This is a genomic window from Flectobacillus sp. BAB-3569, assembly GCF_002270355.1.
GTDB classification, from domain to species: domain Bacteria; phylum Bacteroidota; class Bacteroidia; order Cytophagales; family Spirosomataceae; genus Flectobacillus; species Flectobacillus roseus.
The window spans coordinates 30,506-47,719 of sequence record NZ_NJFZ01000017.1 but is presented as its reverse complement, the minus strand read 5'-3'; the positions used below and the strand labels follow the sequence as shown (position 1 = coordinate 47,719).

Genomic DNA, 17,214 nt, shown 5'->3' with positions numbered 1-17,214 from the left:
AAAATAACAATTAGTTAATTATGCAAAAATCTCTATTTTATTGGTTAAAGCAATTAGAGGCTTGGACGGGTATTGCTTTCATCAAGCAATCAATTAATCAACAAGGCTATCTGTCCTTGGCTTGTTTGGTAGCTTTACTGATGCTTGAGTTACCTGCCGAAGCTCAAAGTAATCGTATTGTTCAAGGTAAGGTTGAATCAGAAACAGGTATTCCTTTAGCTGGTGTGACGGTACTGTTAAAGGACTCAAAAGTTGGTGCAACAACAGATATTTCGGGAAACTATAAGCTATCAATTTCAGGAAAAACGAGCATATTGGTTTTCTCACACGTTGGCTTTATTTCACAAGAAATTCGAGTGAGTGATCAAACAAAACTTGATGTAATTTTAAAAACAGATAGCAAAGCTTTAGATGAAGTAGTGGTAGTGGGTTATGGTAGTCAAAACCGAAAAGATGTAACTGGAGCGGTAGCGACAATTTCTAGCGAAAACTTCAACCAAGGTGCAATTACTAACCCTTTACAACAAATTGCAGGTAGAGCGGCTGGCGTTAACGTAACGCAAATTGGTAGTGAGCCAGGCTCAGGGCCAAGTGTTAGAATCAGAGGGATTACTTCATTGGTGGGTGGTAACGACCCACTGGTTGTGGTTGATGGGATTCAAGGAAATATGGATTTATTGAACCAAGTACCACCAAGCGAAATCGCTTCGATTGATGTTCTCAAAGATGCTTCGGCAACAGCAATTTATGGCTCAAGAGGTGCGCCAGGTGTAATTATTGTTAGTACCAAAAAGAATAAATCAGGAAAATCTTCAGTTGAATACAGTGCTACTTTTTCGGTGGATAGAGTAGCCAAACAATTAGAAGTACTCAGTGCAGATGAATGGTGGCAACAAGCCCAAGCCAACGGCGTGCCTGCGGCAGCAAATCATGGTTCAAATACTGATTGGTTCAATATTTTATCTCGTACAGGTTCTACGCAAAATCATACGCTTTCGTTTGGTGGTGGTACGCAAAATTTTAATTATCGTGCTTCGTTAACGGCTATTTTACAAAATGGAATTGTGGTAAATTCTAACAACCAAAAATACATTGGTAGAATCCAAGCAACCCAAAAAGCCTTAAACGACCGCCTAACGCTTACGATGAATTTAAACAGTGGTATCAATAATACTCTTGGAAGTCCAGGAAGTATTGGACGTGCCGCTTTTACTTCTAATTTGATTACGAACTCCTATTTAATGCGTCCGACTGACCCTGTTTTTAATACAGATGGGAAATATTACACCGACCCGAACGTATTTGAATACTTCAACCCTTATGCGATTTCACAAACGGTAGTAAACGAAGGGCGAAATAATAGCCTGTTTGGAAGTTTAAAAGCAGACTTGGAAGTTATTGATAATCTGACACTTGGATGGTTTGGTAGTTGGCGAAAAACGGATAATAACTGGGGATACTATTTGCCTGCGGTTTCTACGGTAGCTTATGCTATCAATAATAAAGGTGTGGCGAATATCAGCAACAACCGACAAGATGAAAAATTGATGAATATTAGCCTGAATTACAAAAAAGTATTTGGCGACCACTCTATCAATGCACTAGCACTTTACGAATGGCAAAACCAAACGTATCAGGGAAATTTCACACAAGTGAAAGGATTCATCAATGATATTGCTACTTATAATGCCCTTCAATTGGGTGATTTATCAAGAGTACAACCAGGAGATTTTTCATCGTATAAGAATGACCGTACTTTGGTTTCGTTCTTGGGAAGAATCAATTATTCGTACTTGAGTCGCTACTTATTAACGGTAAGTTTCAGAAAAGATGGTTCGTCGGTTTTTGGTGATAATAATAAATGGGGAAGTTTCCCATCAGTGGCATTGGCTTGGCAGATTGACCAAGAGCCATTTATGCAAAATCAAAAAACGTTTAATCAGTTGAAATTACGTGGTGGATACGGTGTAACGGGTAATCAACAAGGATTATTCCCTCAAAATTCACTGTCGTTAGTAGGTGCGGCTGGTGTTACTTATTTTGGAGGAAACCCAATTACCAATTTCAATATTACGCAAAATGTCAACAAAGATTTAAGATGGGAAACCCGTAAACAGTATAACGTAGGGCTTGACTTTGCGGTTTTAGATAGCCGTTTATCGGGTTCATTAGATGCTTTTACGGCCACTACTGATAATTTATTATTTAATTATACCGTTCCGCAACCTCCGTTCCCTTTCGGAACAATCATGGCAAATGTGGGAAGTATCAGAAACCAAGGGATAGAGGCTAGTTTGGCGTACCAAGTCATCAAAAGTAAAAATACAAGCCTTACTTTGGCAGGAAATGTTTCGCTTTTAGCCAATAAAGTAATGAACCTCAACGGTAGTATCAACGGCGTGCCTTTGAATACTGATTATATTCCTTGGGGGCCAAATTCATACCTCATTGCAGGTAAGCCAATTGGTACTTTTTCAATTTTACAACATTCAGGAAAAAATGAAAACAGGGCTGAAACAGTAGTAGATGTAAATGGTGATGGCGTAATAGATCAAGGAAATAGAAGCCCCGACAGAGTATTAGCTGGCAATGCTTTACCAACGCATACGTATGCTTTTACACCGACTTTGAAACATAAAAATTTGGATGTTTCGATGGTTTGGCGTGGTTCGGGTGGAAACAAAATTTACAATGGTTTACGCCAAACACTCAGTATGATGGAAAATACTGGAAAAGCCAATTTACTAAAAAGTGCTGTTCCTTTAGATTTATACACTACACAGTATGGTTCAAACCTTTGGTTAGAAAATGGTGCTTTTCTAAGATTTGAAAATCTTTCTATTGGTTACAGTTTTCATCCTTTAAAACTTAAATCTATTGAAGCACTTAGGGTTTCCGTAACAGGTTCAAACCTTGCAGTATTTACAAAATACTCTGGTATTGACCCAGAATTGAATGTAAGTGGCGGTAACGGATTTGGGGGTGATAATGGAATTTATCCACGTACAAGAAGCTTCGCTGTAGGTTTGAATGTAATTTTTAAATAAAGAAAACAATGAAAAAAATAATCATATTTAGCTGTCTTAGCTTATTCCTTTTGCCAAGCTGTACAGATGTAGAAGAAAAAGTATATGACAAATACGCCGCAAGTGAATTTTATAACTCACTTGAAGGAGCAGATGTGGCTTTAGCAGGCGTCTATTCAAAAATTGGTGGAAACTGGGGTGGTGTGGGTTACGCTGGTGCGGATAATGGTTGGTACGATTTAAACACAATGTCATCCGACGAACAAGTAATTCCACACCGAAATACGGGCGACTGGCAATTAGATTTTGCTCGTTTGCATCTACATCAATGGTTGCCTACCGATGGAATTGTCGGCAATACTTGGAACTGGCTGTATAACGCAATTTTTTCGGCAAACTTGGCGATTGAACAACTAGAAAATGCAAAAGCGGCTCCTGCCAAAATTGCCGAAGCCAAAGTACTAAGAGCATTTTTCTATTATTTATTGATGGATGATTTTGGAAATGTTCCTTTTTTCACCCAGAATAATGTTACGGTCGATAAAATTCCACAAATCAGCCGTAAAGAATTGTATGATTTTGTGGTAAAAGAATTGACAGAGAATCTGGACAAATTACCCACTACCAAAGGCGGAGAATTTTATGGTAGATTCAACCGTTGGGCGGGTTATGCACTTTTGGCAAAAGTATATTTGAATGCAGAAGTGTACACAGGAACGCCCAAATGGAAAGAGTGCTTAAGTGCTTGTGAACAAGTAACAGCAGGCGGATTTACTTTACATGGCGGTGCTGCCAACGCTTCAAGTCCGTTGGGTAATCAATATTATGAGCTTTTTGGCGATGTACTTCCTGAAGACGAAACCATTTTAGCAATTTTTGCCAGAGTAAATGTTGTTTCAAGAAATATTTATGGTATCAGAAGCTTAAACGGGCCACACGCACTCGAAGTACTTGGTTTTAGCGGATGGAATGGTACCATTGTACCTAAAAATTATTACCAAAAATATAGTGATGCTGATATTCGCAAAAAGCAATTTCTGATAGGACAGCAACCTGGAGGCGTAAATTATTCATTGGAAGTTACTTCGTTAGATAATCCTGGAGCTGATAGAAATGCGGGTGTACGAAACTTGAAGTTTTACCCAGCTTTACCGATGGATGGCGGCGGAGCTTCAAACGATTTTCCGATTTACCGTTATGCCGATATTTTATTAATGAAAGCTGAATGTAATCTACGCTTGGGCGATGCCGCTGCTGCAAAACCATTTGTAGATGCTGTGAGAAGACGTGCAGGTTTGGCAGTACTTGCCAGCAATCCAACTTTAACGGATGTGTACAATGAGCGTACTTTAGAATTAAACTGGGAAGGACACAGACGCCAAGACATGATTCGTTTTAATACGTTTTTATTGGCGAACGAATTCAGAGGAGCTTCTCAAAATCATAGAACACTCTTCCCAATTCCTACTTCAGCGTTGAATGCCAACACAAGTTTAAAACAAAATTCTGGCTATTAATACCGCATAATCATGAAAAAATTTATTCAACAATACTTGGCTTTTTTACTTGTTTTCTTCTTGGTTTCTTGCCAAGAAGAAGCAGAATTAACCATTCTCAAAGCGGTAAATTTTACTAATTTACCAACTGCCTCGGCAAATACGATACAACTAACGCAGGCAAAAGACAATGAAACGGTTGTTACTTTTTCTTGGGCAAAAGTAGATTATCCTGTACAAGCCCCTGTTACTTATACCTTACAATTTGATGTTGCTTCTGATACCGTTGGGGCAAAAGCGTGGGCAAATGCCATCAATATTGAAGCAGGTGAAGACGTTTTGAATAAATCTATCTTAGGAAAAGATTTGAATAAAATGGCTACCGACCTCGGCTTACTACCTGACGAACAGGGTTCTTTGGTAGTACGTGTACAAGCATACCTTGATAGAGCAGCATTTTCTCAGGCTATTCCTGTAAAAATTACACCTTACAAAGTGTTCACTGGTTATCCATCTTTATGGGTTGCGGGCGACTATCAAGGTTGGAACGTAAGCGTTGCACCAAAACTGGTTTCGGTTAAAAGTGATGATATTTATGAAGGCTACATTTATATTCCAGCAGGTGGAACGAATGAGTTTAAATTGTATGCTCAAGCAGATTGGGGGCCAACTTCTTATGGCGACGGTGGTAATGGCAATGTCATTGTTGCTAATTATGCAGGTGGAAATTTCAAAGCACCTTCAGACGGCTATTACTTATTTTCGGTGAATCTAAAAACCATGAAGTATCTTCTTGTGAAAACTACTTGGGGAATGATTGGTGCAGCAACGCCAGGCGGTTGGGATAAAGATACTCCTTTAAACTATAACCCAAGTACTCAGAGCTGGTCAGTAACTGCTGATATGAAAGCCAGTGGTTCGTTTAAATTCAGAGCCAATAATGCTTGGCAATTAGATTTTGGACTCAGTGCCAACGGAACGTTAGGCTACGCTAATCATCCGTGGCTCCCTTATATCGACCAACCACAATTTACAGTGCCACAAGATGGAAATTATACCATTACTTTAGATTTGCACGAAGCAGGAAATTATACTTATAAGATTAAAAAGAACTAAAGTACTTCATTCGTTGCGGGAAAAACCCGCAACGAATTTTGTTAAAATTAAGTATTTCAGTAAAAGGAAAGATTAAATTAATAGTATATCAGAGGCAAAATTTGACTATAACCTTTTGATTATAATTTTCTTCAGATAACTAATATACTGTTAACTAATAACGTTTTCCTACTTAGCATAAACAAACTATCATTTATAAAGAAAACATCATGTCGAGATTCTCCATCAAAAAAGCACGATTCAGTAATTTTGGAATCCAATTTTCCAAAATTACGGTCGTATTATCATTTGTTTTAGTGGGTTTTGGTTGCAAAGGAACAGAGCCAGCGCCCATCACGCCCCCAGTAGTAACCGAACCAACAGGTGCAAAACAATACGATACTCCTTTCACCAATGTGCCCGAAACAGCAGATATTCTAATGTACGAAGTAAACCTAAGTGCTTTTAGTGCTACTGGAAATTTGAAAGGTGTACAAAGTAGATTAGACTCTGTAAAGAATTTAGGCGTAAATGTACTCTGGCTCATGCCGATTTATCCAATCGGTGATTTAAAAGGTATTGGTTCGCCTTATGCTGTGAAAAACTATACTCAGGTAAACTCAGCATTTGGAAATTTAGAAGATTTAAGACTATTAGTCAAAGAAGCCCACAAACGTAATATGGCTGTTATTTTAGACTGGGTTGCCAATCATACTTCATGGGATAATCCTTGGATTCAAAACTCATCATGGTACGCCAAAGACGCTTCAGGGGCAATTATCAGCCCGCCCGGCATGGGCTGGAACGACGTAGCCGAACTAAATTTTACAAGTACTGCTATGCGTAAGGAAATGATTAAAGCCATGAATTACTGGGTATTAGAAGCAAACATTGACGGTTTTCGTTGCGACCACGCCGAGGGCGTTCCTACTGATTTTTGGAAAGAAGCCATCGACGCACTCAGAGCGATTCCTAATCGTAAACTAATTATGTTTGCCGAAACAGGTAAAAAAGAATTACTCACGGCAGGTTTTGATATGATTTTTGGCTGGGATTTTTACACCAAACTCAAAGACGTTATGAATAATAATAAACCAGCGTCTGAATTATTAGCTTTTAATGCCACTAATTACAACAACATTGCCGAAGGAAAACATATTTTGAGATGGATTACCAACCACGACGATGGAGCTTGGGATGATTCGCCAATTAATATTTTCAAAGGGCAACAAGGCGCATTAGCCGCTTTTACACTTACTTCGTACATGGGCGGAGTGCCGTTAATTTACAATGGACAAGAAGTTGGTTTTACAGGCAAACTTCCATTTTTTAGCAATAATACCACTAAAATAGACTGGACGATAAATCCTACAATCTGGGCAGCTTATAAAAAATCGATGGCTTTCAGAAATGGTAGTAATGCGGTGAAAAAAGGTACTGTAGAAGCCTTTAATGCCAAAGATGTGGTAATTTTTAAAAAGAAATTAGGTTCAGAAGAAGTACTCGTTTTGGTGAATGTTCGTAATAGTAAGGTTTTACAAGATTTACCATCTGGCTTGACCAATACCTCTTGGAAAAATGCTATGACCAATGAAAGCGTAAACCTAAATACAGCTATCACTCTTGAACCGTACTCATATATGATTTTGAAGAAGTAAGTCTGAGTGCTGAATTATGAATTAGTAGTGTACGAAGTATTAGTTTTGTCTCTAAGAAAAAAAGCTAACGATAAGAACGCTTTTGAAAGATAGGAAATCCTTCGTACAAGCCTAGTTATGGATTGGGAATGTAAAGTTTTAACTATCAATATCTTATGATCTTAATTGGTTAGACATTCTGATTGCTGGACAAAATTGAAGTTCCTAGTTCAAGACTTAGTCTTGGACTTAATTTCTAAACAGTTTGAAACTGTTTTCATAAAATTCAGTGAAAAAGTCCAAACACCTGAATCGCACTTTCTCATTTTGTCCAGTAATCAGAAAATTTGATTTAGGCTGTTGGGCTTAGGCACTGGGCAAATAGTTTTAACATGTTTTTTTGTAACTACAGATATATTTTTGCCGAAAGCATATTGCTGAAAGTCGAAAACTCAAAAAATAAATTTTATTTTACCTACAAACTTAGCAATACAAAGCTGAAATTTCACACGTCGACCAGCCTGATTCAGAATCCTTATAGGCACAAGTTGTTATTTCAATTTGTACCAAATCCCTTGGTTCTTTAGTTGCTGTATATGTTCTTCAATTGGTGTTTTCTTGTCCAATGAACCGTAAGATATCTCTTTGTCACCAACTTTAAAATTAACCTGTCCTTTACAAGTCAATGCCGTCAAAACTACCTTGTTGGCCTTTCTCTTTTGTGTCCTAATGAAATACTCAGGTTCAACTTTTCCTGTGGTGTCGGTTTCAGTTTCCATATTATATTCTATGTCAACCTTTAAAGCGTCGTATTGTAAATAGACTTTGTCATTGTCGATATGATACGTTCCTTTGGCTATTTGTTGATCGGTAACACAATAAGAGATTGTGACAAAGTCTTTGTGGTTGAGAAACAATATGTTAGATGTACAACAATCACAAGCGCCAAATACCTCACAAGTAGTAGTGTCTAAATCAGGAGCAAAAAAGTACACTTTTCCCGCTAAATTCTTAATTAGCGTAACCTTTTTAACTTCTGTTTTTAAGTTGCTAGTCTTTGTATTACAGGCGATTAGCCCAATGAAGAATATTGATAGTAATAAGTTTCGTAGCGTTATCATAGGCTCGGTGTTAAATTTAGGGGCTTTGTTAGAACTTTGAAAGAAGGATTACGGGGCAAAACTATGAACTTATACTGAACTTGAGTAGAAGCACTAAGCTCCAAGTTTGAAATTTCCTTGGTAGATGTAAAACCTCAAGGTCTGAAATTTATAAAACTAAGTAATCGTGCAGAATTATATTTAGGTTTTGTGTTTTAGGGACAAGTCAACAGACACAAGGCAAAGAGTGTTATAATGTTTTAACGACCACGGACATGCATTTTTTCCATAGCCCACCGCCGAAAGCCGATACCTGAAAGCTCAAAGCACAATCTTAAACTTTATTTTGCGTACTAACTTATCTTATGTTTGTCTATTACATACTTCCTGAGTCTGTCCAATTTGTCCAATGTGTATTTGGTGCTAAGGTTGGATTATATTGCATAGGGTCATTTGCTACAATAACTTTAGCAATTAGTTGCCAGGTTTCGTATGAACTAGGTCTGTTGTTTTTCCAAATTTTTCTATTCCCACCGTTGTTTATCATTTCTTGATATCTTACTGCTTGTACGAAATTCTCAAAGGTCATTCCACCCAGTCCAGTTAAGTTTTTATTGAGCTCAAAAGTTTGGCGTAAATGCTCGTCTGTCATGGTAGGTGAAATTTGTAATTGAAAGTCTTTATGAAACCATTCGTCCAGCACCAAAATTTTTTTCAAATCTTTCGGAATAGACTTATATAGTTCATTGTCAGTTGCACGAAAGAGGTCAGGGTTTTGTGAAACGACCAGCCTTCCAACTTCCTCAGCACTTATTTCATCTGCTTCATATTCTTTTAGTTCAATACCCGCGTTCAAATAGTCTTCTTGATTGTGACTTAATGAAACTTCTTGTCCACGAACCAACCAAAAAATCGCATCTGATTTTAAGGTTTCACCATCAATTGTATCATTGAAGTTATCGAAGTCAATTGGGTCAATGCTGTAACAGTTTGTAGGTCTTTCATTGTAAAATTCAAGATTTTTTAAGCAATTGCCATAATAATTGATGTCAAGTACAATTGCTCCAGCTCGTGGATTATAGCCAAGCCTTTCGACTGCAATTGCCCAGTGGTCGTTGTCGCCACGAAAGACATTTAATCTTGTGTCTAGGAGGTATGAGTAGGGGTGTCCAAGTTCAACAAAAGAGCAATAATATCCATCATTGGAATGGTCAAGCGTATTTAATATATCTTCTTCTGTCATTTTCTAAGCGTATGATTTTATAATAGATGTTTATATATTTTAATTCTGTGAAGACGGAGAATTTACCACTAAAATTCATTAGGTGCACAAAGCTTGGGTTTAGGACTATGCTTTGTTGTTCTCAGCTGCAAAACTCAAATATATAGAAATAAACATAGACTTCTATCTTGTAGAGAACCTTTAATTTTACCTTGAAAAAATGTCTAGAAATGTGTGTTCTAAAGATACACAAGGAGGTGATAATTTCCGACCAAAAATGTATACCCAAGTCAGTTTGGATCGGTAGGTATGTCTCTACATAAAGCACTGAATTTTATGTGCTTCAAGTTTTAGATTTTTTTTTCGTAAGAGGATTCGTAGCGGAATTGAGTTTTGGAAAATGTATGGAGGTTAGTGGCTGTCGTTTCGTTTATATCCAATTGTTTCGAACCACGTTTTTTGAGGTCTGTTAGCGTTGGTATGCTTTCAAGATTAATCCCCAAATATCCTTTGTATTTGTTTGCTTAAAAATTGCCTGTTCAAAAAGTAAATATCCAGTAAGCAACTCGTCTGAAATGAAAATGATATTTGCGAGAACAAACAATAAAATAAAGTTTATCCATTTGCTTTTACCAAAAATAAGAATTAAATGAAAGAAAAGAACCAGATACTGAAGGATTTGTATAGAAATATCAATAAATGATTTACTGGAAATAAAAAGAAAATAAATTGGAGTCAGAAGTATTTTTATAGTGAACAAAAAACCATTTAAAAAGAGCCAAAATACAATATTCTTTGCAAGATTATATTGTTTGTGAAAAAGCAACCAAGTAAGAAGTATTTCAAATGGAAGTAAGAATAAGGACTTAAATTTTGTTTCAAGTAAGGCATAACGTCCAAACTCGTTCTGTGTTGCAAATTTGAAATCCTCATAGTCAAATACCTGAATACCTAAAAAAGCAAAAGCCCTACCGTTAGGAAAAAGAAAGTAACAGGGCTAAAATACTTTTTTCTTTGACCTGCAAAGTAGTTTAGATATACGCTTTGGGGGCTAAGAAATAAATCTTTTATTAATCTTACCACACCACTATCAGTATTCGTAATAGAATACCAACTTTCAAGTAAGATATCCTTGAAAGTCAATTCATCTACACTTGCTTGTTGTCCACAGTAGTTACAATATTTTCCAATAAATGACTTGTGGCAGTTTTTACAGTTGGTAGTCATGCGAATAATTTGAATACATAGTTTAGTTTAAGAATCCCAATATAAGGAGGTTTTTCAAAAAGTACCTTATTACCATTATATTTAAAAGGACGTATTGTAGGTATGACTACTGAATTGTGAGTGATGAATTTTGATTATAATTATTTAGTTATCATTGTCTTATGGTTTATATGTTAGTGGCTGTCGTTTCGTTCATATCCAATTGTTTCGAACCACGCTTTTTGAGGTCTGCTTGTTGGATAACCATTTTCGGCGCGAAACTTTTTTCTTTCTACGGTAAAGTCCCACCACATTTTTTTCGGGTCGTTTGTATTGGCAAAATTTACCACTAATCTGAATTGGTCTTCAACGCAGGGATCAATCCAATAACCTTTTTTTAGTTCGTATTCATCGGTCAGTTTTGCTCCGTCTTTGTTTTTTAGTTCGTTTAGCGAATAGTAACCTAAAAACACAAGGTCTTCGGCAAATTTTATTCCGATAGAAGGAACAGTTTGAAATTCTGCTAAGGCATATATTTCTTTTGCTCGTTCGGCAGTAGCATTTAACAGTATTGCCAATTCGTCGGGTGCAAAGTCGAGCACATTGGCAATTTTGATTTTGTTCTTTCTCAAATTTGCTTTTTCAATGTCTGTCAGCGGAAGTTTTATGGTTGATTTACTTTTCATCTTTGGCAAATTTAGCAAATGAGCGTTATGGTATTCAAAATAATTCCCTGATTTTAAGTTGTTTGAAAATATCCAAAAGGCTCCCGTCAGCCGAAGCTAATGTATGGATTGCCTTCCAAAGTTGAGTATTATTATGTCCGTTTCTACTTGACAGAAACTCGTATAATCCCATCGTTATTCTACTTCGCGTATGATATATTGACGACCGATTAATTCGAACTTTTTTGTAACATTCCAAAATGCAAATCCACTTTTTCCAGTCGGAATTTTCCAGTAAACAATTTGCCCGTCTTTTTTTCTTAGGCCAAACTCAGCAATATAACCGTCTGTTTTAACTCCAATAGAAGTCCTTGAATTTCCCTGTATATCTATTGACTTAAAGCCAGTATGGTTTTTGAATTCAGAATACGTTAGAGCTTGAATACTACCGTTTTCAAGATAAATAAAGCGTCTGGTCGTAAAACGTTTTGACGCTTGGCTCAGTGGCGGATTTGAAGTACTTACTTTCAATTTAGCACTGAACCTGCCATTTTGCCAAACTGCTGTCGGCTACAGTAATTTTTTAATTATCTCCTCAAAATATTCAATTGAATGATTTATATCATTCTCCTTATTACTTGGTATTGGACCTTCTATATTTCTTATAAAACCTTCCTTGTCGATAAAAATATTTTCAGGATAAGGGTACGAACCTATTTCGTTTATAAAATTCTCAGCATTTACAATATGAGGAAATTCAAACTTTCGTTTTTTTAAAAAACTAAAACGTCTTCTTTTTGCTCAAATGTTAACGAAACAAAATCAACTTTTTCAGCGTATTTTTCTTTTAGTCTATTTAAAGCTGGCATTTCGGCAATACACCCAGGACAATTAATAAACCAAAGATTAATCAATGTTGGCTTATTTTTCTTTCCACCAATAATTGTTTTTTCATCGTTAATTGAAGTAAAATTTCGTTGAGGAATCTTCATTCCTATTTTTTCATAGGCATTCGCTCTAACAATGTATTTATCTCCAATTCTCAGGTCGTATTTAAAATTTTGAATAATAGAATCTGAAGACTTTTCTATTTCAAAAAACATAAAAGTCACAATAGTTTTTTTAGTTGAATCTGTGTTTTTTAAATATAAAGAATTTTCAAATTTTTCAAATTCAGTTTTATTCAATATTTCTCCTGTATGAAGATTTTTATAAAAGGTAGTAGGTTCATTCCTTTCATTATTACAGCTAATTATGATGACAAAAATCATGATTGAAAAGAAATATTTCATGGTAGATTATTTATGATTGTAGACAATGTTTTGGCGATTGGCGCAGTGGAGGATTTCGGAGCACAAAACTGTCAATACACGACAAAAGTTGATGCGATGTAGAATCTTCAATTAACCACGTTACCTGCTATTAAGTCAAACGCCTGTGCCTCTTGCACAACTCAAATATATCGAAATAATCATAGACTTCCACCTTACTGAGAACCTTTAATTACACTTTGAAAAACTACCTGAAAATGTGTGTTTTAAGGATGCGAGGTACTTCAAGTTTGAGATTATTCTCCGATGGGAAAAATAGACCTCCTTTAAATGGCTTTAAAAGAGGTCTGGAAGTTTGTTCTGTAGGAGGGTTTTAAGGAAAAATGAGTTGTGTGATGGCTTCCTATGTTTACATTTATTATTCTTTCTTAGTAAAATTTAAGTTGATCATTGTTAATGAGTTCTGCATACATTGTTGATCCTTTTTTAGTTACTTTTATTCTGTCCTGTAACTGGCTATTTATTAGGTTTTCAACGTCTCCATTTGTCTTGAAACTTTTTGAAAAGCTTTTTAAGTCCGCAAGTTTTATTTTCTTCTTCATCTCTACTTGTTCAAGAATTTGACTACCTAAAATCGAAATTGATGGAATGTATTTTTCAGTTGGTTCATTTACTGTATTTGATTCGGTTGATGAAACTTTTAAATCTTCTTGAACTTGTTCCTTTTTTTCTGGCTCTATCGTGATTATAGAGCTTTCAGTTTCTATTCGTCTTTCTGTTTTATTGTTTTGATATTCTCCAAAAGTTTTAGAGTATGCTGAAATCAATGTCTTAACATTCGATTTGTCTTCTGTGATGGATTCTGTTAAGGTCTTTGGAAGAATTGCTGCCCCATAAATACTACCCCAAAGAGTATAGTAAATTAATGAGTTTTGAATTTCTTCTCTTTCATTGTTTTCAATGAACCTTAACAAATCTCTGCCTGAAGTAAATAGAACCGCAATGGATTTTAAAACTTCGTTTGATGTTCTTGAAATGTCAAAACCGCCCCTAAGACTGTCGAATGATTTTAGTAAATCAACAAGATATTCTCGCTCTTTTGAACCATCAAAATTGTCGATTGTGTCCTTAAAGTGTTTGGCAAGGTCAATCAAAATATTTTTTCTGTTAGTGAAAAAAGTTTCAAGGTCAGGAATGTTGTCTGTTTCAATGAAGAATTTCAAGCATTGAAGTAAATATTTCTTTTCATTTTCTAAAAGCCCTTCTGGAATAATAAGTTCCATTTTGTCATTTACAAAATGTGGTATTACAAGTGAATCAGATGTCAGTTTGTTATTTTTTCTTGATAGATAAATTTCATCATCAATTTTGTTTCTAACATCTGAAAATGCGTTGTTGACTCTTTCAATATAATTACTTGGATACTTTGAATTGAACTTTGAATTAATTGCTCTTTTTAGTTTTTCTAACTTTAGTGAAAGTGGAAGTTCTGCCTTTGATGTCATAAGTAAACCTTCAATAAGAAGATTAAATGCAGATATACCGAATACTTTAGATTGTTTTAGGGTGTTCATTAACTCAGATGTGAATGAAAAATTAGAGCCTAACATTATAGCTTCATCTAATTTTTCAACTGTTTCGTAAGTCTTAAGTATTTTATCAATTATCTCTAAAACCTGTTTTTTTCAAATTCATTATTGTCCGAAACTTTGTTCAGAAACAATGAAAGGTTGTTATTCAAAAACCTTAGCAGAATTGAAATTTCTTGCCATTCTTTTGTGGTTAAATTTGTATAAGCAATTGAACTACCTAGAATAGCACCAAGTATTCTGTTTAGTTTTCGTTCCTTAAAGAAAGTCAAGGAATTGAAATTGTTATTAACGGTTGGAAATACAATTAATGGTATTTCATTGACGAAGCAATCTACTTTTATAACTTCAGAATTTTGTTTCGCCAAGGCAGAATACTTTGTTTCTATACTCTTTAATGACTTGGCAAAGGTTTCATTGAGTTCTTTTTCTCTCCTGAACAATAATTTAAAGTTGTTAAGCAGAAATACAGTATTATCAATTATCACATAATTGAGACCGTTTTCTGTAGTTTGCCAATTGCCCTCGGTTTTTTCAATATCAATTTCAATTAAAACTGGAAAGCCATAGTCCTTGTCAAGTTCTCGATTGTGGAATATTGGTTTTTCGTAACCAACCAAAAAGTCTTCACTTTCATTTAAAAAGGTCGTTGTTGCTCTTTTGAAACTGTATTTTCTATTAGGGTAAAAGGAACAGGGCGAAATTGATAGTGTTGTAAAAACACTATTGAAATCGTTTGAATTAAACGGAATATATACTCTCATTTTGTCATTTCTTTAGAAGGGTAAATCGCTGCTTGCAGATGATTTGTTTTTTTCGTTGTGATATTCAAACAAGTTTCTGTCAATGTTTGCAATGAAAGTAGAAAGGTGGTTTGAATACAGGATGAATAAATCTCTATAGCTCCTTGTTAAAGCTACATAAAGTGGATTTCTATCTTTCTCGTCACCGGAAATACACATAGGAATGAAAACTGCTTCAAATTGCAATCCTTTTGCACTATGGTATGTCATTAGTTTTGGGTTGTCTGTTTTGAAGTCCAAGTCCATAGAACCTGCACCATACCCAATCTTAGCTTCAACTCCCCATTTTTTACTGTCGAAATATTTTTTTGCGGTTTGAACATCATTGTTGGTCGGAAATAAAATGCCAACGTCTGTATAATTTTGGGCTTTAACTACATCAATTATGTAATCAAGTTGGTCATTAAACGATGAGCACTCTACAAGACGTGGCTTATTTACTCCTTCTTTATTACACCTGTCAACAAGTGGGTCGTTAGATAAACTTACTTTTTCTGCAACTCTAGCAACTTTCTTTGGTAGTCTATGGTTAATAACCAAATTCTCCATTGGGATTCCTGTTTGAATTTGAATTTCTTCCATTGTCAATAGTTTTCCCTTATTAGGCACATTTTTGTATAACTGTTGTGCAGAGTCTCCAAATAAAATAAAATGCTTTTTGGCTGCTTGTTGTAATTCTCTCAATTCATCAGTATCGAAGTCTTGAACTTCATCAACGATGATATATTCTGCCGATGGTTTGTCTCGTCTATTTATCCATTCCCAATGATAAAGAACCTTTGATTCGTCAACCCCAATGGTGTGAATACCGTCTTCAATGAATTGTTTTAGTGCTTTAGTAAAGACGATGATTAGGTAGTCGTTATTCCCTTGCTCAGCAAGTTCTTTTGCTCTCCATAGTGCTAGAACGGTTTTTCCACTTCCTGCACATCCTTTAACAATGAATGAACTATTTAGATTTCGTCTTACGATTCTTACTTGATAGTCGTCAAGTTCTGATTCGTTAATATACCAAGATTCTTTTGCCATATTGTATTCAATTTTTATTGTGTGCAGTGTTCTTTTACAATATCCTCCAAACATGTTGGGTGAGGTGTTTTTACGAAAAAATTATAGTATTTATTTCAAGATCTTGCCTAATGAATAGGGCTTTGTGACGAGCTGATTTTCAAAGTACAAATGCCCAATTTATTTCTAAAATTCTCGAAAAGCACAAAGCTCCAAGTTTACACCTCAGACCGCTTAATGCAAAACCCGTGGGATGTGCCGTTTTATCTTTCAATGTTATGGATTCTAATTATTTCTAAGCAATCTTCTCTCAATCTCATTCTGTCGCCATGGTTGTCATATGGTATAGGAATATTGATATTCCAAATGGCAATTCTGTTAAAGTTCAGAAGTTCAATTATTCTATTCCTGTTTTTAACTCTCATTTTTAACAACTTATTTCGAAAGTCACAATTGGTCACCAGTAAAATACCCATGTGATAATTAAGATGTCCATCACCAGGTCGAGTATATATTTCTAATTTTTCTAGGTCTTCTATCAGTTCTGGGCCAGTTACGTCTAGGTCTGATTTTATTTCAATTGCAATTATATCATTGTCAGTTGTCTCGTGATGATGTACAACTAAATCAGGTACTAGGGTATTTTCAAGTTGATAATTGGGAAGAAAGGTCAATCCTTTTCGTAGTTCTCCATTTACATACCAGTTATGACCAGTATAAATCAATCTTAGTTGGTGATATAATTCAAATGCAAAAGCTCTTTCATTCAAATGAATCTGTCCTTTAATTGCTGGGATTCCAAAATATTCTGGAGCAACACTCAGTAATGCGGTTTTAAAATTGTCTAAGTGATATTTTTTTGGTTTCCTTTCATGCTTATTGGTTTGATTCCTTAGTTCATTTGTTTTGTCGTTGTCGTGTCTTTCTAAAATGCCGCTAACTCCCAAATACACGAAAGTAATGTAGTACTCTCTATCGTACTTTTAGCACTGCAAATCCTGTCCTAGTACTTAAGGACAAGATAGCCTGCAATTTAAAGGAATTTAATAACCTCTAACTACCGAAAAATAAGAAATGGAGCATGCTTAAAATTTAT

At 35.5% G+C, this 17,214-nt stretch carries 14 protein-coding genes; 4 read left to right on the top strand and 10 right to left on the bottom strand.

All coding sequences use genetic code 11. The features are described from left to right. Positions 1–20 precede the first annotated feature (20 nt). From BWI92_RS16225 to BWI92_RS16210, 4 genes are all read left to right on the top strand, one after another. Complete coding sequence (locus BWI92_RS16225; protein WP_095164358.1) at positions 21–3,047, top strand: TonB-dependent receptor; 3,027 nt, start codon at positions 21–23, stop codon at positions 3,045–3,047. Positions 3,048–3,055: 8 nt separating this feature from the next. Then, positions 3,056–4,543 carry a RagB/SusD family nutrient uptake outer membrane protein gene (locus tag BWI92_RS16220; RefSeq protein ID WP_095164357.1) on the top strand — a complete coding sequence of 496 codons (1,488 nt, stop codon included), beginning with the start codon at positions 3,056–3,058 and terminating at the stop codon, positions 4,541–4,543. A gap of 12 nt (positions 4,544–4,555) precedes the next feature. Then, positions 4,556–5,638: a SusE domain-containing protein gene (locus tag BWI92_RS16215; protein ID WP_095164356.1), complete on the top strand. Its 1,083-nt coding sequence runs from the start codon at positions 4,556–4,558 to the stop codon at positions 5,636–5,638. A gap of 209 nt (positions 5,639–5,847) precedes the next feature. After that, positions 5,848–7,275, top strand: coding sequence for an alpha-amylase family glycosyl hydrolase (locus BWI92_RS16210; RefSeq protein ID WP_095164354.1), 1,428 nt, complete (start codon positions 5,848–5,850; stop codon positions 7,273–7,275). A gap of 530 nt (positions 7,276–7,805) precedes the next feature. Here the strand turns inward: BWI92_RS16210 and BWI92_RS16205 are convergent. The 10 genes from BWI92_RS16205 to BWI92_RS16155 all read right to left on the bottom strand — a co-directional run bounded on the left by BWI92_RS16205 (position 7,806) and on the right by BWI92_RS16155 (position 17,065). Next, positions 7,806–8,375, bottom strand: coding sequence for a hypothetical protein (locus BWI92_RS16205; protein ID WP_095164353.1), 570 nt, complete (start codon positions 8,373–8,375; stop codon positions 7,806–7,808). A gap of 355 nt (positions 8,376–8,730) precedes the next feature. Then, complete coding sequence (locus tag BWI92_RS16200; protein WP_095164352.1) at positions 8,731–9,597, bottom strand: DUF7003 family protein; 867 nt, start codon at positions 9,595–9,597, stop codon at positions 8,731–8,733. 930 nt (positions 9,598–10,527) lie between these two features. Beyond that, positions 10,528–10,803, bottom strand: coding sequence for a DUF3667 domain-containing protein (locus tag BWI92_RS16190; RefSeq protein WP_095164350.1), 276 nt, complete (start codon positions 10,801–10,803; stop codon positions 10,528–10,530). Between the two features lie 173 nt (positions 10,804–10,976). Next, the gene (locus BWI92_RS16185; RefSeq protein WP_095164348.1) at positions 10,977–11,468 is read right to left on the bottom strand and encodes a helix-hairpin-helix domain-containing protein; all 492 of its coding nucleotides are present in this window, start codon (positions 11,466–11,468) and stop codon (positions 10,977–10,979) included. A gap of 174 nt (positions 11,469–11,642) precedes the next feature. After that, complete coding sequence (locus BWI92_RS16180; protein WP_095164346.1) at positions 11,643–11,978, bottom strand: hypothetical protein; 336 nt, start codon at positions 11,976–11,978, stop codon at positions 11,643–11,645. Between the two features lie 242 nt (positions 11,979–12,220). Further along, complete coding sequence (locus tag BWI92_RS16175) at positions 12,221–12,739, bottom strand: redoxin family protein (RefSeq protein ID WP_095164343.1); 519 nt, start codon at positions 12,737–12,739, stop codon at positions 12,221–12,223. Positions 12,740–13,146: 407 nt separating this feature from the next. Continuing rightward, positions 13,147–14,292: a hypothetical protein gene (locus BWI92_RS16170; protein WP_141234809.1), complete on the bottom strand. Its 1,146-nt coding sequence runs from the start codon at positions 14,290–14,292 to the stop codon at positions 13,147–13,149. Positions 14,293–14,387: 95 nt separating this feature from the next. After that, on the bottom strand, positions 14,388–15,071 hold the full coding sequence (locus tag BWI92_RS16165; protein WP_095164339.1) for a hypothetical protein: 684 nt from the start codon (positions 15,069–15,071) through the stop codon (positions 14,388–14,390). A 12-nt stretch (positions 15,072–15,083) separates the two neighbouring features. Further along, entirely contained in the window at positions 15,084–16,139 is a 1,056-nt protein-coding gene (locus BWI92_RS16160; RefSeq protein ID WP_095164336.1) for a 3'-5' exonuclease, read from the bottom strand. A gap of 242 nt (positions 16,140–16,381) precedes the next feature. Further along, complete coding sequence (locus tag BWI92_RS16155; protein WP_095164334.1) at positions 16,382–17,065, bottom strand: hypothetical protein; 684 nt, start codon at positions 17,063–17,065, stop codon at positions 16,382–16,384. Between the last annotated feature and the right edge of the window lie 149 nt (positions 17,066–17,214).